This is a genomic window from Pontibacter sp. MBLB2868 (assembly GCF_051904785.1).
GTDB lineage: Bacteria > Bacteroidota > Bacteroidia > Cytophagales > Hymenobacteraceae > Pontibacter.
Genome location: NZ_CP196710.1, coordinates 3,071,438 through 3,094,558 on the forward strand (window position 1 = coordinate 3,071,438; position 23,121 = coordinate 3,094,558).

At 47.7% G+C, this 23,121-nt stretch carries 21 protein-coding genes; 1 reads left to right on the plus strand and 20 read right to left on the minus strand.

The window, feature by feature from the left end; all coding sequences use genetic code 11:
• Positions 1–237 precede the first annotated feature (237 nt).
• The 13 genes from ACSX1A_RS13090 to ACSX1A_RS13150 form a co-directional block, all read right to left on the minus strand.
• Complete coding sequence (locus tag ACSX1A_RS13090; protein ID WP_439880093.1) at positions 238–1,005, minus strand: ABC transporter permease subunit; 768 nt, start codon at positions 1,003–1,005, stop codon at positions 238–240.
• 2 nt (positions 1,006–1,007) lie between these two features.
• Entirely contained in the window at positions 1,008–1,715 is a 708-nt protein-coding gene (locus tag ACSX1A_RS13095) for an ABC transporter ATP-binding protein (RefSeq protein WP_439880094.1), read from the minus strand.
• The gene (locus tag ACSX1A_RS13100; protein ID WP_439880095.1) at positions 1,678–2,976 is read right to left on the minus strand and encodes a nitrous oxide reductase family maturation protein NosD; all 1,299 of its coding nucleotides are present in this window, start codon (positions 2,974–2,976) and stop codon (positions 1,678–1,680) included. The genes ACSX1A_RS13095 and ACSX1A_RS13100 overlap by 38 nt, the downstream gene beginning before the upstream one ends.
• The gene (locus tag ACSX1A_RS13105) at positions 2,963–3,421 is read right to left on the minus strand and encodes a nitrous oxide reductase accessory protein NosL (RefSeq protein ID WP_439880096.1); all 459 of its coding nucleotides are present in this window, start codon (positions 3,419–3,421) and stop codon (positions 2,963–2,965) included. The genes ACSX1A_RS13100 and ACSX1A_RS13105 overlap by 14 nt, the downstream gene beginning before the upstream one ends.
• Complete coding sequence (locus tag ACSX1A_RS13110) at positions 3,418–4,029, minus strand: hypothetical protein (RefSeq protein ID WP_439880097.1); 612 nt, start codon at positions 4,027–4,029, stop codon at positions 3,418–3,420. Before ACSX1A_RS13110 ends, ACSX1A_RS13105 begins: the two co-directional genes overlap by 4 nt.
• A 356-nt stretch (positions 4,030–4,385) precedes the next feature.
• On the minus strand, positions 4,386–6,425 hold the full coding sequence (nosZ, locus tag ACSX1A_RS13115; RefSeq protein ID WP_439880098.1) for a Sec-dependent nitrous-oxide reductase: 2,040 nt from the start codon (positions 6,423–6,425) through the stop codon (positions 4,386–4,388).
• Positions 6,426–6,452: 27 nt separating this feature from the next.
• Positions 6,453–6,965, minus strand: a complete 513-nt coding sequence (locus ACSX1A_RS13120; protein ID WP_439880099.1) for a c-type cytochrome — start codon at positions 6,963–6,965, stop codon at positions 6,453–6,455.
• A 307-nt stretch (positions 6,966–7,272) separates the two neighbouring features.
• Positions 7,273–8,562 carry an acetyl-CoA hydrolase/transferase family protein gene (locus ACSX1A_RS13125; protein ID WP_439880100.1) on the minus strand — a complete coding sequence of 430 codons (1,290 nt, stop codon included), beginning with the start codon at positions 8,560–8,562 and terminating at the stop codon, positions 7,273–7,275.
• Positions 8,563–8,798: 236 nt separating this feature from the next.
• A complete protein-coding gene (hemA, locus tag ACSX1A_RS13130; protein ID WP_439880101.1) occupies positions 8,799–10,070 on the minus strand; it encodes a glutamyl-tRNA reductase in 1,272 nt (423 codons plus the stop codon).
• Between the two features lie 179 nt (positions 10,071–10,249).
• Positions 10,250–11,314, minus strand: a complete 1,065-nt coding sequence (locus ACSX1A_RS13135; protein ID WP_439880102.1) for a response regulator — start codon at positions 11,312–11,314, stop codon at positions 10,250–10,252.
• Between the two features lie 75 nt (positions 11,315–11,389).
• Positions 11,390–12,622, minus strand: a complete 1,233-nt coding sequence (locus tag ACSX1A_RS13140; protein ID WP_439880103.1) for an ATP-binding response regulator — start codon at positions 12,620–12,622, stop codon at positions 11,390–11,392.
• Between the two features lie 17 nt (positions 12,623–12,639).
• A complete protein-coding gene (locus ACSX1A_RS13145) occupies positions 12,640–13,086 on the minus strand; it encodes a response regulator (RefSeq protein WP_439880104.1) in 447 nt (148 codons plus the stop codon).
• Positions 13,087–13,096: 10 nt separating this feature from the next.
• Positions 13,097–14,641: a PAS domain S-box protein gene (locus ACSX1A_RS13150; protein WP_439880105.1), complete on the minus strand. Its 1,545-nt coding sequence runs from the start codon at positions 14,639–14,641 to the stop codon at positions 13,097–13,099.
• Positions 14,642–14,871: 230 nt separating this feature from the next.
• Here ACSX1A_RS13150 and ACSX1A_RS13155 point away from each other — a divergent pair, with 230 nt between their 5' ends.
• Positions 14,872–15,372: a universal stress protein gene (locus ACSX1A_RS13155; protein WP_439880106.1), complete on the plus strand. Its 501-nt coding sequence runs from the start codon at positions 14,872–14,874 to the stop codon at positions 15,370–15,372.
• A 45-nt stretch (positions 15,373–15,417) separates the two neighbouring features.
• Here the strand turns inward: ACSX1A_RS13155 and ACSX1A_RS13160 are convergent, their stop codons facing one another.
• From ACSX1A_RS13160 to ccoN, 7 genes are all read right to left on the minus strand, one after another.
• Complete coding sequence (locus ACSX1A_RS13160; RefSeq protein ID WP_439880107.1) at positions 15,418–16,323, minus strand: universal stress protein; 906 nt, start codon at positions 16,321–16,323, stop codon at positions 15,418–15,420.
• A gap of 72 nt (positions 16,324–16,395) precedes the next feature.
• Positions 16,396–17,127 carry a sulfite exporter TauE/SafE family protein gene (locus tag ACSX1A_RS13165; protein ID WP_439880108.1) on the minus strand — a complete coding sequence of 244 codons (732 nt, stop codon included), beginning with the start codon at positions 17,125–17,127 and terminating at the stop codon, positions 16,396–16,398.
• Positions 17,124–17,600 carry a FixH family protein gene (locus ACSX1A_RS13170; protein WP_439880109.1) on the minus strand — a complete coding sequence of 159 codons (477 nt, stop codon included), beginning with the start codon at positions 17,598–17,600 and terminating at the stop codon, positions 17,124–17,126. Before ACSX1A_RS13170 ends, ACSX1A_RS13165 begins: the two co-directional genes overlap by 4 nt.
• 100 nt (positions 17,601–17,700) lie before the next feature.
• Positions 17,701–19,107, minus strand: coding sequence for a cytochrome c oxidase accessory protein CcoG (ccoG, locus tag ACSX1A_RS13175; protein ID WP_439880110.1), 1,407 nt, complete (start codon positions 19,105–19,107; stop codon positions 17,701–17,703).
• Between the two features lie 269 nt (positions 19,108–19,376).
• A complete protein-coding gene (locus ACSX1A_RS13180; protein WP_439880111.1) occupies positions 19,377–20,588 on the minus strand; it encodes a c-type cytochrome in 1,212 nt (403 codons plus the stop codon).
• Complete coding sequence (locus tag ACSX1A_RS13185; RefSeq protein WP_439880112.1) at positions 20,585–20,779, minus strand: hypothetical protein; 195 nt, start codon at positions 20,777–20,779, stop codon at positions 20,585–20,587. Before ACSX1A_RS13185 ends, ACSX1A_RS13180 begins: the two co-directional genes overlap by 4 nt.
• Positions 20,780–20,882: 103 nt before the next feature.
• Positions 20,883–23,069: a cytochrome-c oxidase, cbb3-type subunit I gene (gene ccoN / locus ACSX1A_RS13190; RefSeq protein WP_439880113.1), complete on the minus strand. Its 2,187-nt coding sequence runs from the start codon at positions 23,067–23,069 to the stop codon at positions 20,883–20,885.
• Positions 23,070–23,121: the final 52 nt, after the last annotated feature.

Below are 23,121 nucleotides of genomic sequence, written 5' to 3' on the forward strand. Positions count from 1 at the left end.
CAATACAACTTATTGTACAGCAGCTTCTTGCGCGAAATACTACTTATCTTAGATACTCCTGTAGCAGCACAAAGGATATGTTAAAATCGGATAAAAAATGATTTTATAATTAAATATTAACAAAGAAAAACCACAATTATAACATGAGTAAATAAAAAAAGAGCACAGGAACCTGGTCCTGCGCTCTTCCAAAACACCAAAACAAGTAATCAGTTAGCCACCGGAGCGGGCTGTAAATCATAAGTCTCTCCTTGAGAAAATCCTTCTGGAGCTTAGCACAGGCACTATTATCCAGAGCAGCAGCAGGCCAAAGGCAAGGCCTATTCCCCACACGCTACCCAGTATACTTTTGTACAACGCACCGGTATACCCCATCAGCGCCGACACGTCCAGGTTCAGCAGTACGATAATGCGGCCCAGGTCTACAGGGTTGAAAGCCGTTAAAGCAAGTGTGGCGTTCTCCAGCGGATAATCGCTGAAAGTATAAAGTATGAACAGCACGATGCCATCATAGATCAGGGCAAAGTAGAACCACAGCAGCAGCGCGATACCGATGCCTTTTGCTTTATCTCTAGTGATCACAGATGCCAGGAAAGCCAGGGCAACAAAGATGAACGTGATAAAAACGCCGGTTAGCAGCAGGAAGAAGCCTGTGAGGCCTGCGCCAAAAAGCAGCACCGGCAGCCCTACGCCAAGTATAAATGCGCCGGAAAGCGAGCAGGCCACACCCAGGTACTCGCTCATGAAGATCTTGGTGCGGTTGATCGGTTGCGCTACCAGTAGCTCCATAAACTCATAGGAGTTATAAAAATGCGTGGTGGCAAACACAATACTGATCAGCGGCACAGTTAACAGCACCAGGTTCAGCAGACTAAGAATACCTTTATCCGGACTACCGCCCAGGTTAAACAAACCAATAGAAAGCAGCAGCAAAAACAGCGTGTAAGCTAGTACTATTTTGTTTCGGATGATGTCGTAGAAAACGTATTTTATGATCTTGTTCATATCTAATCCTCCTCATTCATAATTTTAGCAATAGCACGGCTCAGGCGCTCTTCATTGGCCTGTGCTTTGATTCCGGCAATGGTTTCATGAAACTTCAACTGGCCATCCATCAGGCAAAGCACCTCATCTGCTACCTCCTCTATCTCACTCATGATGTGCGACGTGATCAGGATCAGCTTACCCTTCTTCTTCTCCTTCAGAATTTTGCTCTTCAGGATCTCAGCAGAGATGGGATCAAGGCCAGCAGTTGGCTCATCCAGGATCAATATCATCGGGTTGAACATGAACGCCAGCGCAGCACTTACTCTCTGTTTTGTACCGCCGGACAGGGCTCCCATGCGTTTCTCATACATTGTTTCCAGACCATTCAGCCCGATCAGTTCTTCGTCGACCTGCTTCACATCTTTGCGAATGTCACGAATCATACTGATTACCTGGCGTATTTTCATATTCTCAGGATAACGACTAATCTGGGGCATATACCCTATCTGGCTCCGGTAAGCATGCTTCTTCAGTACACTTTCATTATTTATTATAATATCACCATCATCAGGTAACACCATTCCAAGTATACATTTGCTCATGGTGGTTTTGCCCGATCCATTGGGGCCGATAATGGAAATGACTCTGCCTGCCCCGAAGCTGGCGCTTACGTTGTTAAGCACTTGCAGCTTACCGTAAGACTTGTGTAAGTTTTCTATCGTTATCATGATCTATCTTCCTCATCAGGGGTTGTTCATCAATAAGATTTTCAGGTATAAAGCTTGGCAGCACTTTCTCCACGTTGTCCATCAGGTCAACCATAAAGCTGCGCATAAACATCACCGAAGGCGGCACTTTCTCCACCAGCATAGAGTAGAGGCTCACGGGGCGGTAAGGCACATCCCCCACCCTGTCTTTATTGAGGTCGTAGCCGTTGTATTTATCCCAATAGTTGTTCGTGAACTTGTTCAGGGTTGAATTGCCGTTGGTGCTTACATCGAAGGAGTTACCGGTAAAGTTGTTCAGCTTAAAAGTATCGTCCATGCAACTGCTCAGCAGCCTGACGGCCCAGCCGTTACGGTCGAAGGTGTTGCGCTGAATATCGAGGCGGCTGGAGCTTTCCATATAGATACCTGCGGTGTTACGGCGGAAGGTATTATTGTAAATTACACTGTTGCTGATCTCCTTCAGGAGCAGGCCATACGCTGCGGCACCCCAGTTGTCTTCAAAGGTGTTATGCTCCATCCGGATGTTCTTCGTGTACATCACAGCCACACCTGCGCCGTTCTTACGGAAGGTGTTATAGGTATACACGTTGCCATCCGAAAACATAAAGTGCAGGCCGTAACGCAGGTTGTGCTGGCTTAGGTTATTCCTGATCCTGCTGTCCTTTACGAACTCCAGGTAAATACCATCGCGGTGCCCTTCTACCCTATTGTTACTGATAATGGAGTTGTCGCAGTACCACAGGTGTATGGCATTGCCCAGGGATGATTCATTCACGCCTTTTACATCCTTCCCTATTACCGTGTTACCCTCTATCAGGCAGTGGTCAGCATTCTGCAGGTAAATACCAAAGTAGGTATTGAGGATGGTGTTGTTGATGATCCGGATGTTGCTGCGCTCAATTACACGGATGGCAGCATCGTCGTGGGTATAACTTGTTTTGATATTTTTAAACGTTAGCCCCTGTATCGTTACATTGTCTGCTGTAACGGTCATTATCTGGCCTTTATAGTTTCCGTCGATCACCGGGTTGTTCTGCCCGATAAGCGTGAGCGGCTTGTTGATCTCAATTCCAAACTCTCTGTAAATACCTCCGTCTACCACAATTGTGTCGCCGGATCTGGCTTTTTTCACGGCCTGTTTTACGGAAGTATAGCTACAGGTTTTGCACACTTCCAACGTACTGCCGAAAGCAACCGGGGCCGTTAGCAGCAACGCTAAAGTGGCAAGTATAAAAGTAATATGTCTATTAAGGTCTTTCATTTCTCTGAACGGCTAGTACAGCTTCGTTCCAGCTTAGCAACCGGCCGCCTTGCTCCCGCTGCATTTTAGAAGCGACAGCTTTATCGGCTACAGCTGTTATATACATGCCCATAGGGCTTGGCAATGCTTTAGTTTGTAAATACTGCGCATTGCGTGCGTCAATCAATTCAGTTGGACGGGTATAATCCGTTACCATTAAAAAAGCAGCTTTCTCACCCTGCTCCGGCTGCTCGTTCAGGTAGGCCATCAGGCACTCAGCAGAATCGAAGAAGTATGGCTTTCCCTTGTCGTTCACCAACTCAGCACCGTAGCGGTTGTCAGCCACCGTCATATTGCAATGCGCGCAGTTGGCGGCTCCATAGGCGATAGGTTTTGGCTCAACCTGGCAGCCGCCCATCAGGGCGATCACCAGCATCAGGCCAAATAGATTTATTAATGCTTTCATACTAGTGCGTGTTTTGTAGTTGCTGTTTGCGCTTTGCCAGCCGTTTTCCTGTTCAGTAAAAACACCAGCAACGAAATGGTGATGCCCAGGAAAATACCTAAGCTACCCAAGCCTGGTAAAGAAAGAGCTTCAAAGTTGAGCAATGTTTTACTCCCTAATAGCGGTGGTATATAGGTCATGCCGGGCACTTTGATGGGAGCGGTTGGGCTAAGGTTGGTACCGAATTTTACTAACCAGAGGTAAAAGTCCAATATACCGGCAGCACCGGAAACTAAGAGTAAGAGGCTCCACCCCAGAACTAACTTGTTTTTACCTGCCAACCCTATCAGGACACCAGTCACGATAAAGAAGAGCACGATATAAGGCATGTACTGTAGTTCAGCGAAAGAATCGGCATGAATTGGCTCCATACCAATGTAGTGATTCAGAATATTGAAATTCTGAAGGACACTTTCCGAGCTGCCTGCTAACTTGTTTACCCAGATGTGCAGTTCCAGTCCTTCGGGGTATTGTGGAGCCTGTAAGTATATCTTCCACATCGGGAACATAAACAGCAGACCCAGGGATAATGCCGCCACAATCATCAGCACTTTAGTATAAGCTTTCATCCTTGTATAGATTAAGGTGAAATAATGTGAGTTGCAGGAGTTTACTCAATACTTGAGAAACCCACCCCTAACCCCTCCCAAGAGGGGAATATCATTCTGTAAGAACCATTTATGGCTCGAGCTTGCTCGCTCGTGACTAACTATTGTTTGGGCCTCTGGCCCAGTAGGATTACAAATCCTACATAATTAGTAAGACACGCGTTGCAAACCCGCGCCAGCAGAAAAGGCCCTATTGCCCTCCACGGAGGGGTTAGGGGTGGGTAAAATTTCAAACTCAAGTATAAATATAACCCGCAGCTCAGGTTAAGTAACCAGCGGAGGATGCCGGAACAGCCCCCGCTGGTATTAGTCAATTTTTATTTTGCAGAGGCTACTGCTGCCGTTTTCTTTTTGCCGGTTGAGAATATTACCGGAACGTTTGAGCCTTTAGGTGATACCCTGATGTATCCCTGCATTTCCTGGTGCAGCGCAGAGCAGAAGTCTGTGCAGTAGAACGGGTACACACCTTCTTTTTTAGGTATCCACTTCATCGTTTGTGTAGCGCCTGGCATGATCAGTGTTTCAGCGTTGTTGGCACCCATCACCGCGAATCCGTGCGGCACATCCCAGTCCTGCTCCAGGTTGGTCACGTGGAAGTACACAGTATCACCAACCTGCACACCCTCAATGTTATCTGGGGTCATGTGGCTTCGGATAGCAGTGATCTTGGCGTGCACTACATTTCCTTTGCGGGTAACGTTGGCCTCACTTTCTTTTTTAGCAGCCTGCGGGTGCTTGTTCTCATCTAGTTTATGGAACTTCACGCTATTGGGAGCTACCAGGTCAGCTTTGATAGCCTGCGCGTAGTGTGGTTCCGCTACTGTCGGGAAGTCAAGCAACAACTTCATCTTATCACCTGTGATGTCGATCAACTGTGCAGAGTGTGCCAGTTCAGGGCCAGTAGGCAGGTAACGGTCTTTGGTGATCTTGTTCATGGCCACCAGGTACTTGCCATATGGAGCTTTGGTATCGCCACCAGGGATCATTAAGTGACCAACAGAGTAGTAAACAGGGATTCTATCTAACACAGTGAAGTCTTTCAGTCTCCATTTCACCACCTCAGAAGACACGAACATAGAAGTATAAGCATTTCCTTTACCGTCGAATTCAGTGTGCAATGGTCCTAAGCCTGGCTCTTTTACTTCAGCTGCCAGCACAGACTCATACTTCAGCACCGGAATACCATTTTTCTCGCCATCAAACTGCTTGTTCTTGATGGCGTTCTGCATTTTAGAGAAAGAGAATACCGGGATAGAGGAAGCCAGTTTACCGCTTACAACCATGTGCTCACCAGTTGGGTCCACGTCGATACCGTGAGGCGACTTAGGAGCTGGCAGCAGGTACATCATACCTGGGCACTCTTCAGGAAGCAGGTAGCGCACTTTTTTCACAACAGTAGAAGAAGCCGTGTGCGTGCTCTTGTCCAATTTATTGTGGTAATAGTTGGCTGGCATCTCGTGTGTTTTACCTTCTTTGGCATATTTAGCCGCCAATTTCCAGTTGATAGCCGCCAGGTAGTCCTTGTCGTTCTGAGAAGCGTTTACTTCTTTCAAAGTACCTGCCTGCTCAGAGTTGTAAGTTGTAAAGAATACCCAATCCTCAGAAGGGCCTTTACCACCGTTTGCAAGGTCGTAGTCAAAGCCAGGCACCATGATCTGGAAATCCAGGTCCATATCACCTTTCTCAGGATCTACTTTTATGAAAGAGATAGAGCCTCTGAATTCTTCAGCATATTTATCCAGGCTCACGTCTTTTGTTCCGCCTTTCATATCCATCGGCACAGAGAAACGGGTACCGGCGATCACATACTCGTTGTTGTTTGTTGGGTATGGAGAGCAGTGGTTACCAGCAGAGTTTGGCAACTCCATGATCTCAACCGTCTCAAAAGTTGTCAGGTCGATACGCGCTACACGTGGTGTGTTGTTAGCGTTCACAAACAGCCATCGGCCATCCGTCATACCATCCTTACGCGACAGCTTCGGGTGGTGCAGGTCATCCCATGGCACAAATCCATGCGAGGTGTTCAGCATCGCCTTAGATTCTTCGCTGTAGCCGTAGCCATTCTCGCCATGTTGCGTGAACACAGGAATGATCTTCAGCAGTCTGCCGGAAGGAAGACCATAAACAGACACCTGCCCGTTAAAGCCACCAGAAAGAAAAGAGTAAAGCTCGTCGTGCTTGCCAGGAGCTACATACACGGCAGAGGCCGCATCCGAAGAAAGCGCTGTTGCTGTTGCACCTGCATTATCGCCACCGTTTATTTTGCTACATCCCTGTAACGCTGTGCCGGCTGCCACTGCCATAAGCAGGGCCGCTTTGGGGGCTACTTTCCTAAATTTATTGATCAGAGTTTCCATAAAAGTATGGTTTGAGTAGTTTTGCTGTTATATAGCTTTGTCGTTTTGTCTCAGATACTCAAGAAGCGCTCTTGCATCCTTCTCCTCCACATTCTGGTTGGTCATCTGTGTTAAGTGCTCACCCAGTAACTTCTTGGCGGTCGGATCCTGCTTTGTCATCTCCTCCGGATTCAGGATCATGTTCATGATCCACTCTGGCTTGCGTCGTTCTGTTACACCGGCAAGGCCAGGGCCCACCACTTTCTGATCAGACAACTGATGGCAAGCGGAGCACTTTCCCTCAAAAAGTGTTTTACCTTCTGCGGCCAGAGCATCCTCTACCCCTTCGCCTATTGCTACTGTTGTTACCGGCCCTACGCCTTTGCCATCATCTGCAACGGTTTCTGATGCTGCTGCTGCCTGATGCGCCAATCCGGGTTCTTCTGCTGTTGTAGCTGTTTCAGTTTCTTCTGAGGAGCAGCTAAAAAGGAATGTGCCGCAAAGGAGAGCCATTGCACTGGTCTTAAGTATGCTGCTTAGTTGTTCCCTTGTATTTTTCATAATAAGCGTATTAATGGATTGAATTTTTGGTGATTTTCATTGAAACAAATTTAGATTTAGGAATAAAGAAAATAAAAGACCCTTATCTCTTTTAATCCTGATCTATATCACTTTTCCTATTTTTTCACCACACAACCAGGCCTTAGCAAATTAGAGAAGGAATACAAGGTGCAGGAAATAACTAATCAGGCAGCAGTGGTCACTCCGAATTGCATTCCCCGAAATAAAAAAGGCTACTCTGCTATAGAGTAGCCTTTTTTAAGTAGCCAGTAAACTGACTTTTACTTGCCTATACAGTTATAACGTTTTATAGACACAAAAACCGTTTCCGGGCCTCTTCCTCCAGACGATCACGGTGGCTCGGGTGCGCTATATTAATTAGAGCTTTGGCACGCTGCCGCAGGTTTTTGCCATACAGGTAGGCCACACCATACTCCGTAACCACATAGTGCACGTGCGCACGGGTAGTGACCACACCAGCTCCCTGGTTTATGAATGGCGTGATGCGCGATATACCTTTTGCCGTTACGGAAGGAAGCGCGATAATTGGTTTACCACCTTCTGATAAAGCGGCACCACGAATAAAGTCCATCTGCCCGCCGATACCGGAATACTGGAAAGTGCCAATAGAATCTGATACTACCTGGCCGGTCAGGTCTATCTCGATAGCACTGTTGATAGCGGTCATTTTTGGATTGGTGCGAATAATGGATACATCGTTTACGTAGTCCGTGCGCAGCATCGTAATCAGCGGATTATCATCTACAAAATCATACAACTGTCGGTTGCCAACTATAAACCCTGTAGCAATACGGCCGGGGTGCTTGGATTTAAATTCATTTGTGATAACACCTTTCTCTACCAGGGGCATGACCCCATTCGAAAACATCTCTGTATGTATGCCAAGCCCTTTGTGATTGAACAGGTTGCTCAGCACAGCATCCGGAATACCGCCAATACCCATTTGCAGGGTAGCGCCATCTTCCACCAGCTCAGCAATGTATGCGCCTATCTTCTGCTCCGTAGCACTTATCTTCAGGCTATAATCCACCTCCGGAAGCGGTTCATCTACTTCCACCATCGCATCAAAACGGCGGGTATGGATCAGTGCCTCCCCATGGGTGCGTGGCATCTGCGGGTTTACCTGTGCAATTACGTGCCTGGCACTTATCACGGCCTCCCGCGCAATATCCACTGAAACCCCGAGGGAGCAATAGCCATGCCTGTCTGGAGGCGACACATGTACAATGGCAACATCCAGGGGCATAATGCCGCTACGGAACAATTGGGGTATCTCACTCAAAAAAATGGGCACATAATCTCCACGGCCACTATTTACTGCCTCCCGCACGTTTGCCGACACAAAAAGTGAGTTAATAAAAAAAGAGTCGGCAAAGCGTTCTTCTGCAAGAGGCATTTCACCAAAAGTGCTGATGCTGACGATCTCTACATCGCGCAGTTCATTTGCTCTTTCAGTTAACTTATGGATCAGAAACTGCGGCGTTGCGGCACTTCCGTGCAGGAAAACCCGGTCTCCGGACTTTATGACTGATAGCGCTTCTTCGGCACTCAGGTAATTCGGGGTTTTATTTGCCATACTTTAGTTGGTAAATGTTTGTATGAATGGCGCTTACCATAGGCTAGTACCTATAGCACCTTTAACTTATTTGCAGCACCTAAGGTTAAAAAGCCTTAAAAGGAAAAGGCACAACCTCATTTAGTATAAAAGTAAAAGCTGCTAAAAAATGTTTCAGCAGCTTTTATACGTTCAGGTGAGGTTGCTTGGCATAAACCGCTTCGATGACCTTTTTCGGCAGTACAAGCAGGTTGAAATCAATTAACTGCTTTGGTTTTCTCCAGGTCGAAGAGTATGCTCAGGCTATCTAAAAGGTTATCGGGTTCGCCGCGCTGGCAGGCGGCTTTGAGTTCTATGGCCGGCAACTTCACAATTTTGTTCAGCATGCGCTGTGTGATCGTTTCGATGAGCTGGGATTCTTCAGGGCTGAGCTTTTTAACGTAGCGTGCTAACTCCTGCTTCCTGATCTGCTCCAGGTGGTTTTTAAACTGCTGCAGAACAGGAGAGAAAGTCAGTTCGCTTACCCATACATTAAACTCAGCCACTGCCTCTTTTATAATGTCTTCCACTGCCGGGATGGAGGCCAGCCGCCGCTCCAGGGCCTCGGTGGTGCGGCTACGGATATCATCAATGTTATAAACGGAAACATTCCCCTGGTTTTCCAAAGCCACATCTATACTTCTGGGCATTGAGAGGTCGAGGAAAATTTTAGGGCTTAGCGGGTTAGAGAAAGACTTCATTTTTTCTCCTGAGATAAAGAAACAGTCACCTGGCACGCTGCAGATCACAACGTCGGCTTTCTCTATCTCCCGCCATACATTTTCCCAGTATGCTGTGCCGGCGCCTGTTCGCTCCGCAAGCTCAAGCGCTTTGTGATGGGTTCTGTTTATGATGGTTAGCTTGCCAATATGAGACTTCTGAAAATTGAGGCATACATCGCGTCCAATATCCCCAACGCCAATCAAAAGCACTTTCGGATCCGCTATGCCAGCACTTAACTCCTCCACCATCTCAACTGTAGCGTATGATACGGATGCTGCTCCGTCGCGAAAGCTGGTAGTGTTAACTGCCTGTTTGTTTGCACTGAAAACAGTGTGCAGCAAGCGGTGCATAAACGGACCTACCACATCTGCCTCTATAGCCCACTGGTAGGCATTTTTCACCTGGTTCATGATCTGCATATCACCCACCACCTGCGACTCCAGCCCGATAGCCACTCTGAACAGGTGCGTAACGGCAGCCTCATGGTCATTTATCTCCTCGAAATAAGGTAAAATGCCTTTAGTCGCAATAAAGCCTTTCTCCATTGCAATCAGCTTCACGAGCTCCCGCGTCAGTTCACTTTCAGAAGTATAATAGATCTCAGTACGGTTGCAGGTAGATAGCACCATCACCTCTTTACAGGCGGTGTATTCCTTCACCTTATCTAACAGGTTACGGCAACCTATCTCGTTCAGCGCTACAGCTTCCCGAATGTGGATAGGTGCGTTTTTGTAGGATAATGTCAGTACTTTAAACTTGCCTTGCATCTTTCTGTTTTTCTGTATTGGCAAATTTCAAAAAACAGGAAGCACAAAAATATGATGCCGGTCAGTTTAAGGGATGATATTGCGCAGGTCTGAGCCCGCTACTATAACAAGTGCAGCTGTAGATGGCAGGTTCCCAGTAGCCGGGGCATCAGGATCACCATAAAAGGCTGATGACACGCTTAGTTACGCATCATCCGAAGCTTTTCGCTATTAATGATCGTTATCTTACTGCCCTGGCTTTTGATCAGTTGCTCATCCTTAAAATCGGCCAGTGTACGGATAACGGTTTCTTTAGAAGCGCCTACGATACTTGCCAGATCCTCGCGTGAAATAGTTACCAGCGGCTCCAACCTGTGCTCATTATCCACATGCTGCTTCTCTACAAAAAGCAACGCTTCGGCTACTCTCTTCCTCACAGAGTTATAGGCTAGCTTCAGCAGCCGGTCTTCACGCTCGGCAAGGTTATCAGATAATATTTTGATAAACTGGTTTGCAACAAGGCGATTGTTGTGGAGCAACACAAAAAAGTCCTCCTTCGAGATCACATATATTTCAGAGTCCTCCATCACAACAGCTGACTCGCGGTAGGCCTTATCCTCGATCAGGTCCAGGTAGCCTATAAAGTCTCCTGCCTTATACAGGTTGGTAATATACTCACGCCCATCCTCGTTCGACTTATAGGTTTTAACTTTACCCTTATTCAGAAAGTAAAGCGCATGCGGGTAATTGCCTTCCAGAAACAGGGTCTGCTTCTTCTTAAAATACTGAAGCTTCTGTTTGTCGGAGGTGAGCATCTCGAGGTTTTCCTGCCCTTTGGCTTCCTGCAGAAAATTATTCAGACCATCGGCCGTCTTCTGAAAACCAGCTTTCAGGCTCTCATTTTTTTTAAGCCGCATCTCCACAGCATCCAGTAGCTCCAGGTCATCGAATGGCTTGATCAGGTAATCGTCCGCACCAAGGTTCATCCCTTTCCGGAAGTCTTCCTTTTCTGATTTTGCCGTCAGGAATATAAAAGGAATACTCGCCGTAGCAGTGTTATTGCTTAGCATGCGCAACACCCCGTAACCATCCAGCTGCGGCATCATGATATCGCAGATAATCAGGTCAGGAATCTCGCGCTTGGCAATGTCTACTCCTACTTTACCATTCTCAGCCTCCAGAATGTCGTAGTTAGCCAGCGTGAGAATCTCAGCGATATTCTCACGTATCTCGTTATTATCCTCAATCAGCAAAATCTTTTTCATCCGATCTTTTTATATGTTATGCCCCCTCACCACCTGCTCTTTTACATCAGCAGGTGAGTGCGCGACAGGCTACGCTTACAGTGTTGTGTTTTGCGGAAGTGATACGGTAAAGGTTGTTCCCCTTTCAATCTCACTTTCATAAGAAAGCGTCCCTCCCATTATATCAACATACTTTTTTACAATGTTAAGCCCCAATCCGGTTCCCTGAATGTTGGTAACGTTCTGAGCCCGGAAAAAAGGCGTAAACAAATGTACCTTATCCGCTTCAGGTATTCCTATGCCCTCGTCCTGCACAACCAGCCGTACAGTATGGTCTTTTACCTCAGTGGTAAAATCAATCTGTTTATACTCCCCGGAGTATTTGCTGGCGTTCGATAACAGGTTGAACAGTACATTCTTTAACAGCTGCTTATCCAATACGGCTGTCGTGTCTTCGCCCAGGTGCTTATAGTTGATCTTCTGCCCAAGTTTTAATACCCCCTGCGCTTCATCGGCCACCTCTGCAGCAAACGAATGCATATCAAAAGTGGTCGGCACATTGTATATTTTTCCCTCCTCAATCCGGCTGATAGAAAGGAAATCGTTGAGTATACTTGTCAGGTTGCTGACCGCCGATTTTATCCGCCCCACGTGTTTCATGCGCTTATCGTCGTCTTCAGCAGTTTTATACTTCCCGATCAGCGACACCGACGAGAGCACAGTGCTGAGGGGGGTACGGAACTCATGCGAGGCAATGGTCACAAACCTTGATTTCAGCTCGTGAAGCTCTTTCTCTTTCTGGAGAGCATTTCGTACTTCCTGCTCCGCTTCGTATAAGCTCCTGTTCGTTTCCTCCAGTTTCCTGATGGCGGCCCCCAGTTCCTGCGTGCGCTCCTTTACCCGTTGCTCCAGTTCGCTGTTCAGGCGCTGAATAACGGCCAGGCTTTTAGCATGCTCTATGCTATACCGGATAGAGCGTTCCAGTTCGTTCGGGCTGATGGTGCCTTTCACAAGGTAGTCCAGCGCACCGGCGCGCATCGCCTTCTCATCTGTTTCCCGGTCGCTCTGTCCGGTTAAAAGTATGAACGGCGCCTTACTTTTCTGCTTAATGGCTTCCTTGATCAGTTCCAGGCCATCATGTGCCCCCAGCCGGTAGTCTACCAGGTAAATATCGTGCCTGCGCTCGGCAATAATGTTCAGCGCCTCCTGAAACGACCCTGTCCAGTCAAGCACATAGTTTCGCCCCGGAATGTCGTCTATGATATCCCGGGTGATGATAAAGTCGTCTTCATCATCATCCACTAAAAGAATTCTGATCTTTTCAGACATGCCGTTGTACTTCTTTGCTAGAGCTTCGGTAACTCAACTATTTCAAACCAGTACTTGCTCAAAGTTTTCATTACATCAACTAAAGAGGCAAATGTAACCGGCTTGGTAATGAAAGAGCTAACGCCAAGATCATAGGTTCTTAGAATATCCTCCTCGGCCTTGGATGTGGTCAGGACCACCACCGGTATCAGCCGGAGCCGGTCATCCGCTTTTATCTCCTTCAGCGCCTCGCGGCCATCCTTTTTGGGCATGTTCAGGTCCAGCAGGATCAGGCCTGGAGTTGGATAGGCATGCAGGTCAGCATACTTACCTCTGTGGTGGAGATAGTCCATCAGTTCCTCACCGTTCTCAACAAAATGGATACTGTTTTTCAGACGACTCTCCTCCAGCGCATCCTTTACCAGCATACGGTCCTCTTCGTCATCGTCGGCAATCAGTATCACAATAGATCTTTTCTCTGACATTGTTTTTTATTTAGTCTTCAGGATGTTTCAGTGCAAGTGTAACAATAAAGCGCGTGCCTATACCTGGCTGGCTCTTGGCCGTAATATCGCCACCGTGGCGGATAGCTATTTTGCGGCTTACAGCAAGCCCGATACCTGACCCTTCATACTTCTGGCCTTCCAGGCGCTGGAAAATATTAAAGATCCGGTCAAGGTACTTTTCATCAAACCCTATACCGTTATCCTCCACGTATATCTTTGCCACCTCATCGCCGGGTGTTGCCGTCAGGTGCGCTGTACGCTGTAAGCTCTTGGCGTAAATATTGATGATCGGGCTCTCATTTTCTTTCCGGAACTTTATGGCATTGCTCAGCAGGTTCTGGAACAGCTGGCGCATCTGGGTCGGTTCAGCCTCTATAACAGGTAGCGGAGAACGTATGATCTTCGTGTTCGTCTGTTCAATGGCCACCTCCAGATCCGAGATCACCTCATCCAGAATCTCATCCAGGTTTACCCTAACAAATGGCTTTGACTTGGCGGTAACCCTCGAAAAGCCCAGCAGGTCGTTGATCAGGTTCTGCATGCGTGAGGCAGCGTTCAGCATACGGTCCACGTAGTCTTTGCCCTGCTCGCTAAGCACCTCGTATTCCTTTGTTTTGAGCCTGTCGCCGAAGGCCTGTATCTTGCGAAGAGGCTCCTGCAGGTCATGCGACGACACGTAAGCAAAGTCCTGTAACTCACGGTTACTGCGCTCCAGTTCAGCAGTATGGCGCCGCAGGCGTTCCTCAGTTAACTTCTGCTTGGTAATATCATGTACAAAGCCTGTGTATACTTTTCTGTCTATCAGATTTACTTCACTTATACTCAGGTAAAAAGGGAATATGGTACCATCTTTCCGCATGCCGGTCACTTCACGGCCAATGCCGATAATCCGCTTTTCGCCGGTTTCCTGGTAGTGATGCATGTAGCTGTCGTGCAGGCTGCGATCCGGCTCCGGCATCAGCATATTTATACTATGCCCTATGAGTTCTTCCTCATCATATCCGAATAACTTCGCTGCTGCAGGGTTCACCATTTCAATGATGCCCCTTGTGTTTATGGTTATGATACCGTCAACAGCGCCTTGAATAATGGAGTTGATCTTGTTCTCACTTTCACGCAAGGCTGCTTCCGCTTTTTTCAGCTCGGTGATATCATGTACGATACCCGTAAATATCTGCTTGTCCTTTAGCTTTACTTCACTGATGCTCAAGAGAAACGGGAAAACGGTGCCATCCTTTTTCTTTCCAAGCACCTCGCGCCCCTTCCCAATAATCTGCCCTACACCTGTGCGGTGATAGTTCTCGATATACTGGTCATGCTGGCTACGATCCGGCTCGGGCATCAGCATCTTAACATTGCGGCCTATTATCTCTTCCGGGGCATATCCAAAAATGCTGGCCGCCGCAGGATTTACCGTTTCGATAATGCCTTTACTGTCAATAGTGATAATGCCATCAATAGCCGTATCGATAATTGCTTTTAACCGGGTGCTGTTCTCGAAGCTCTGGTCGTTTTTATCTAAAGATTCTTCCAAGGATTAAATGTTTTGTTAAAAATAACCACTTCCATAAAGATTTACTAAAGAAATCCCCTGCAATTCCTTTTGATGATAAAAATCATCCCGGTAACTGCCAAGCATCATCAGAGGCTCCGGAGCATAGGTTTAATTTTACGCTCAGAAGCTTTTATTGCTCATTTACCGGAAAGCGCAGTGCTAAAGACCAACAAACGCTGCGATGCCTGGCTCTATTAGTCTCTGCACCCATGAAAAATATACTTGTAGCTATAAATTTCTCAGACTATGCGCAGCAGGTTGCGCTTTATACAGCGGAGCTATGCCAATTGACAAATGCCCGCCTTATACTTTTTTACGCTTATAACCCCAAACTGCATACCCCGGAAACAGAGGTACTCATTGATGAGCCATATGTGCAGCATCACCTGGACAAACTGGCCCGCAACATTCATCAAAAAACGAAAGCATCTGTTACACGTCTTGTTACCCCAGGCGCTCTTCAGCAAGTTACTTTTGAGGTTGCCGGCATGGTGAAAGCTGACCTGATCATTATCTGTCAGAATAGAACAGACCCTTCCGTTACCATGCAGCCTGTTACCCCTTTTACCGGGCAAACCAACCTGCAACTTATACCTACCCTGGTAATGGCTGAGGCCAATAACCCGGAGCCGGAAACAATACGGCCCATACTTGCTGACTTTCTCAACCTTTCTGGTTTTGGCAACTCTCCACTTTTAGAAGTAAGCTAAGTGAGATACTGCCTTGTTAGTAACTCACTTAGCTTGTTCCCGTGTTTATTTCATAAAGGACAGCACCTGCTGTTCCGCCTTTTTACTTTTGCAGTTGGCGCAGCATCCGGAGCATGGCTTCTTTTTCACCTGCCTGAAGGTCAGGATGGGATAGCGTGTATGGTAAGCCATTGTTTTGATGTAGTTGCTGCTGAACAAACGCTTCATCAGGTAATTGTCCTGGGTGGCAAGTATAAGCATGCTGGCAGCTGAATTTTCAGCAAAATCACTGATACCCTCAAGCGTATCTTCCTCCTCCAGGAGCTTAAAAGTCACATTTTTACCATTCAATTTCTTTTTGAGATCCTGCATGGCAGCTTTATAACTGCTTAGCTGCTGGCGCTCTGATTCATTGTATACTTGCACGAGCGTTAAGTTTGCTCCTGCTTGCTCTGCAAATCCTGCAATCTGCTCCAGCACGCTGTCCTCCTGGTCAGAAAAGTCTGTGGCAAACACCAGGTTTGCGAGCTTTTTGAAGGTAGTTGTACATGGCACCACCATAAGCGGGCAGCTTACCAGTTCCATAATGGCTGCTGCATTGTCCGGGTCATTTTCCTCCTCTTCCTGGTGAATCACACAGGTTTCCATCAGCACCATGTCTACTGCGTGGTCAGCCACTACGCCAGCTATGCAATTGTGCAGGTTACCGGGCCGCACCATGCACTCGAACGGTACCTGCTTTGATCCCGGCTTCTGCTCTTCCGTAAGAATGCGCTCACTAAATGACCGCAGCGTTTGGATGCTCCTGGTTTGCTGCGTAAACGTTAGATCTTTTGTCTGGCTGTTGTGCAGTAGCAACAGCTCTGCTCCCAGCGTGTTGGCAAGATGCCAGGCATAGCGCAACAGCTTCTTGCCTGCCTTATCGAATTGAACAGGTACCAACACCCGTTTCACATTTTTTGTCTGGCACATGGTTTAGTATAGATGATGGTATGATAAATATGTTCTCATAAATCAGGGCTGCTAATGTGTATAGCTTTCAAATTAAAAGGCGTTGGTAACTACGGGCTTTTTACAGCAACTCATCTCTGTTTTGTGTGCTGCCGTTTCCACCACTTTAGGACTCAAAAAAGGAATGCCCAAGCCCAGCCCGCGGACAATGAAAAGCACTGCCAGGCACATGCCAACATAAGGCACTGCCCTGTTAAACATACCGCGCATTTTAAGGCTGATCAGTTTACCGGAAAGCGACACCAGGAACATGAGCGGGAAAGTACCCAGGCCGAACAGCGCCATGTATGCCATGGCTCCTGCAACACCTTTTATACTGATGGCGCCAGCCAGGGCAATGTATACAAAGCCACAGGGTAACAAGCCGTTAAGCAGGCCAACCATAAACAGCGCCCCCAGAGAGTTTTTCTGGAAGTAATATCCTAACCTGCGCCTTACCCAAGCCATCAGTTTATCGGTGCCAAGTACATTGGCATACTTCCCTTTAAGTGTGGCTGGTAAAACGAGCAGCAGGAGTATCAGCAGCCCGGATACGATGGAAATAGTCTGCTGTAAACCTGCCATTTGCAGTGTTTCACCCAAAGCTCCTGCCAGGGCACCCAACGATGCGTAGGTAACAATTCTGCCCCCATTGTACAGGAGCCGGCCGGCATAGTATCGCCAGCCGGAACTCCCGACAAAGGGTAGTGCCATTGCTATAGGGCCGCACATCCCGACGCAATGGAAACTACCAACTAATCCAAATAGAAATCCTGCCCAGATCATGGCTTTGTCACTTGTATGGTTTGTTCTGCAAAGTATGTTTCCTGCTCAACCGTAAAAGTTATCCTAACTTTCCAACGTCCTTGTTGCAGCTCTTTTGTTTCGATCAACTGGCTCAGGTCACGGCCTAACTGCAGGGGCAGCTCCTGGTCCAGTTCCTCATCAGAAGGCCGAAAAAGGTTGATCTTTCCGGTTATACTTTGCCCTTTGAAATGATCAGGTAGCTGAATGATTATATCCTGCTTTTCGGGATGAAAAGCGATGGCTACATCGCCGGCAGCCTTGGTACGGCCAACCATGTTAATGTGGTCCTGGTACTTGATCTCCTGTTCGTAATAATCCTTGCTTACCAGATCTACATCCTGGTTCATTGCCTTGTAAACGAACATGGCAATGTAGCTCATGAACATGACCATAGCTACAATAATAGCGTAGGGCCAAAGTGTGAAGCTTTTATTTTTATCGGTTGATTTCATGTTGCTGTCTGTTTCAATTTTGAGTGTCATTCCGAGTAAAGCGAAAGATCTTTTAAGAATTCTAAAGACGTCTCTCCTATCATCGAGATGGCATTAATGTTTACTTCGCCGGTCCTAAAAACTTGGTTTCAGTGGTTGTTATCAGTTCCTTGCCGTAATACACCCCGATCTCTATTTCTGAGTTCATCCTGGTCAGTAGCTCCTGCGGTATCTCGGTAAAGAAAACACCTTCCGCAATGCCTTGTGCAGGCAGTAGCAGCTCATTGCCTATCACTTTAATGCTGCCTTCTTTGTTGAGCAGTTTAAGGGTGAGCGGCATGTTGTGGTTCGTTTTATTGATAACAGAAATGTTGTACAGGTTTTTGATGTGCCCCTGCTCTGTTTTCTGGTATAGCTGCCCCGGTGTGCGAAGTATGGTTGCCTCGGCTTCGTCGCGGGTTAGCAGCAAGGCAGTAAGTGAGGTAAGCAGTATAGCCAGCACCGTAGTATAACCCATTACACGCGGTGTGAAGAATGTCCATTTGCTACCTGTCTCAATCCCCTCTTCTGACTCGTAGCGTATCAGCCCTTCAGGCTTTTCGATCATGCGCATGATGTCGTTACAGGCATCGATGCAGGCGGTGCAGTTGATACACTCCAGCTGTTGTGCTCCGTTACGGATGTCTATTCCTGTCGGGCAAACCTGCACACACTGATGGCAGTCGATGCAGTCACCTTCTGTGCGCTCCTGGTTCTTGCGCAGTTTACCGCGCGGTTCACCACGGCCATAGTCGTAGGCTACCACCACAGTTTTCTTATCCTGCATTACGCCCTGCAAGCGGCCATAGGGGCAAACAATGGTACATACCTGCTCCCGGAAGTAAGCAAACACAAAGTAGAACACTCCTGTAAAAGCGAGCAGGGTGCCGAAGCCGACCAGGTGTTTTACAGGGCCTTCGGTTACTATTTTCTGTAGTTCATCGATGCCAATAATGTAGGCCAGAAAAGTGTTGGCGATAATGAAGGAGATCAGGAGAAAAACTGCAGCTTTAGCCCCCTTTTTCAGGACCTTTTCTGTGTTCCAGGGCATCTTGTCAAGGGCGCGCTGCTTTGTGTAGTCACCTTCAATGGCATATTCTATCCTTCGGAACACCATCTCCATAAAAATGGTCTGTGGGCAGATCCAACCGCAGAAGATGCGGCCATAAACTACCGTAAAAAGGATGATGAACACAACCAGTGTAAGGAATGCCAGTACCAGCAGAAAGAAGTCCTGCGGCCAGAATAACACCCCGAATATCACGAATTTGCGCTCTACAACATTGAGCATGAGCAGCGGCAGCCCGTTAATTTTTATGAACGGGCCGGCAAACAGCAAAGCCAACAGTAAATAGCTAACATATTTACGGTAGTCATACAGTTTGCCTTTCGGCTTTTTAGGGTATACCCATACGCGTTTACCCTGGTCATCTACAGTTGAGATGTGGTCCCGGAACTCATCGGGAGCTGTTTGTATTTTGCTTGCCATGGCAGTGATAATTTGTGCGGATATTACTCCTGCCTGTTGTTAAAAGATGGAAAATTAAACGCAGCGATTTATAAAATCTGCTATGACAAAATTCCAAAATCAGCGTCTCCTAAAAGATGACCAAAATCATCAATCCCAATGATTATCATCAGTAAAGCATCAGAAGCCTGCCGGCGCCCAGCCGATAAAAAAAGGTTGCAGGCACTTATGGCATAAGTACCTGCAACCTTCAAAGGCATTAAACCTTGCTTATTTTATACTTCCTATTTTTACTCCTTCTCTCCTTGCGGCTCTTTTGCATTGGCTGGGTTAGACCCCTTCAGGCTCAGGATGTAACTTGACACCTCCAGTATCTGATCTTTGGTGAGCTTGCCTTGCCACGGTACCATGCCTTTAGCTGGAACACCAAACTTCACAGTCTTGAATATGTCGTTCACATCCCCACCGTGTAGCCAGTACTCATCCGTTAAATTGGGCCCCACTACGCCCTGTCCTTCCTGGCCATGGCAGGCGGCACAGTTTGTCGCGAAAATCGATTTGCCGGATTCTAATGCCGCCGCATCTGTCAGTGCTTCGTAATTGGTTACGGCATTGGGGTCGTCGGCATTTTTAGCCGCAAATAAAGCTGCCTGCTGCATTTCCATTTCATATTCTTCTGTCTGCAGTGCCCCTGTCCTGAACACGTGGAAGTGCAGCATATAACCGATACCGAAAACAATGGAGGCGTAAAACATATACTTCCACCAGGGCGGCAGGTCGTTATCATACTCCTGTATGCCATCGAAATCGTGGTTTGAATGAATTTCGTCTTTTGCTGTACCCGTAACTACTGTTGCATCGCCGCGCATCAAAAAAAGCACGCGCCCTGCAAAGGAGCTTCTGAAATCTTCGTCATAGATGGAGTCGCCCAGCATTGGCACAAACAACCGGAAGAGCATAACCAGTACCAGTACGATCAGCAGGATAATGGCGCCTGCCAACGCAAACGTGAACAGCAACACAGGCGGCAGATCCAGGAAAGCAACCTCTTCTTCGGCACCTGCCGGCACTGCAGCATCCGGACCGGCAGCTGGAGGAGTGGAAGCATCAGCTACCACTTCGGCAGGCTTGTCACTCTCTGCTTTAATATAAGCGATCACATTGGCTACATCCTCGTCTGAGAGCGAGTTGCCAAAGGCAGGCATTTGTATTTTGTTGAACTCATTGTACAACGCAACTGCATCCTTATCACCAGACTGCACCAGTTCCTGCGAGTTTTTGATGAACTTCGTCAGCCACTCATCCCCACGCCGCTTATGGGCATCTTTCAGGGCCGGGCCCACAACCTGGGCATCTATGCTATAACAGGCCGTACAGTTACCTTCAAAAATTGCTTTACCAGCTACGGCATCCTGTGCCTGTACTGCTGTTGCGCTTACCAGAAGCAGGCCAGCCACCAGCGCCAGGCCACTTTTCGAGATTATTTTTTTTAGAGAGATCATTGTTTCGCTCCTTCCAATGTAGTGTCTTCCTCATCGTTTTCGCAGGCAACATAGCTCATGGCCTGTACATGTTTTTTGTCTAGCAGGGCTACATAAACCAGCAAGCCCAGGAAGAACAAAAAGAAGATGCTGAACGAGATAAGCGGATATATTTCGATGCCGTCGATGGCTTGCAAAACATTCTTATACATGGCTTTATATTTTAGAGACTTAAGATCCGTAACATCAGACCCAGGACTTTCCATCGAAATCATTCCATTCCGGGTCCTGGCTCTGATGCCTTGTGTCTTACATCTAGTTTCCTTCTTTCACTTTAATATCTGTACCAAGGCGTTGCAGGTAAGCGATCAGGGCTACGATCTCCTTCTCAGGCTTCACTTCTACACCTTCTTTCTTCAGGGCTGCCGAAATACCATTTGCCTGCTTCATCAGTTCCTGGTTGGCATTAGCGATGTACTCATCCTCGTAAGGCACACCCAGTTTTTTAAGTGTCTTCAGCTTATCCTGCGTAGTGCTCTGGTCAATTTCCTGCTCAAACAACCATGGGTACGAAGGCATGATTGAGCCCGGCGACATGGAGGTTGGATCCATCATGTGGTTGTAGTGCCAGGAGTTAGGGTACTTGCCCCCTACTCTGTGCAAGTCAGGACCAGTACGCTTGGAACCCCACAGGAAGTTGTGGTCATACACAAACTCACCAGCCTTGGAGTACTCGCCGTAGCGTTCTGTTTCAGAGCGGAACGGGCGAACCATTTGGGTGTGGCAGTTAACGCAACCTTCTTTAATGTACAGGTCGCGGCCCTGCAGCTCCAGCGAAGTATAAGGTTTCACGCTGGCAATGGTAGGCACATTTGATTTAATTACGAAGGCAGGTATAAACTCTACCAGACCGCCTATCAGGATCGCCACTGTAGCAAAAATGGCCATTTGCGTTGGGCGCTTTTCGATCCAGCTGTGCCAGTGGCCTGCATTGTTGCTTACAGTTGGCACAATTACAGGGGCTTCTGTACGCTCGTTGGCTACCAGCTTACCAGATTTTGCTGTTTTAACAAGGTTGTAAACCATCAGGAAAACACCACTCAGGTACAACACACCACCTACACCTCGCAGGTAATACATCGGCACGATCTGAAGCACTGTCTCCAGAAAGTTAGGGTATTGTAAGGTTCCTTCAGCCGTAAACTGTTTCCACATCAAACCCTGTGTAAAACCAGCCCAGTACATAGGTATAGCATAGAAAAGTATACCTAGCGTACCTAACCAGAAGTGGGCGTTAGCCAGTTTCTTTGAGTGTAACTGCGTTTTGTAGAGGCGCGGGAATAACCAGTACAGCATGGCAAATGTCAGGAAGCCGTTCCAGCCAAGTGCTCCTACGTGCACGTGCGCCACGATCCAGTCAGTAAAGTGCGCAATGGCGTTCACGTTTTTCAGCGACAGCATCGGCCCTTCGAAGGTAGCCATACCGTAAGCAGTAACCGCTACCACCATAAATTTAAGAATAGGGTCCTCACGTACCTTGTCCCAGGCTCCGCGCAGTGTTAGCAACCCGTTTATCATACCGCCCCAGCTCGGCGCTATCAGCATCACAGAAAATACCACGCCCAAAGACTGAGCCCAATCTGGCAAGGAAGTATAAAGCAAGTGGTGCGGGCCGGCCCAGATATAGATAAAGATCAGCGACCAGAAGTGTATGATTGAAAGCCGGTAAGAGTAAACCGGGCGGTTAGCGGCCTTAGGCAGGAAGTAGTACATCAGGCCCAGGAACGGCGTGGTCAGGAAGAACGCTACCGCGTTATGACCATACCACCACTGTACCAGCGCATCCTGCACACCGGCATATCCGGAGTAGCTTTTCAGGAAGTTAACCGGCATTTCGTAAGAGTTAACAATATGCAGCACAGCTACTGTCAGGAAGGTGGCAATGTAGAACCAGATGGCGACGTACATGTGCTTCTCCCGGCGCTTGGCAATGGTACCGAACATGTTCCAGCCGAATACTACCCAGATCAGGGTAATGGCAATGTCGATCGGCCACTCCAGCTCGGCATATTCCTTAGAAGTGGTAATGCCCAGGGGCAGCGTTAAAACCGCAGACACAATGATCAGCTGCCAGCCCCAGAAGTTTATCCTGCTGAGCACATCGCTGTACATACGGGCTTTACAAAGGCGCTGAAGCGAGTAGTAAACGCCCATAAAAATGGCGTTGCCCACAAAAGCAAATATCACAGCGTTGGTGTGCAAAGGCCTTACACGACCGAAGGTAGTATACTGCGTGCCCATATTTACGCTTGGGTTTGCGAGCTGAAAGGCGATGATCACGCCGATCAGCATACCTGCTATACCCCAGAATACGGTGGCAATACCAAAATCACGTACGATCTTGTTGTCATAAAAGAACGTATCGATTGCGCCCTGGTCTTTACCTTTCGGCACGATCCGTTCAGGCGCATTTTCTAAGACTTCAGCTACATTAGTTGACATGTGCGGTGTCCTCCATTTTGTTTAAGTGTTCTATGATGTTGTGTGGTTTTAA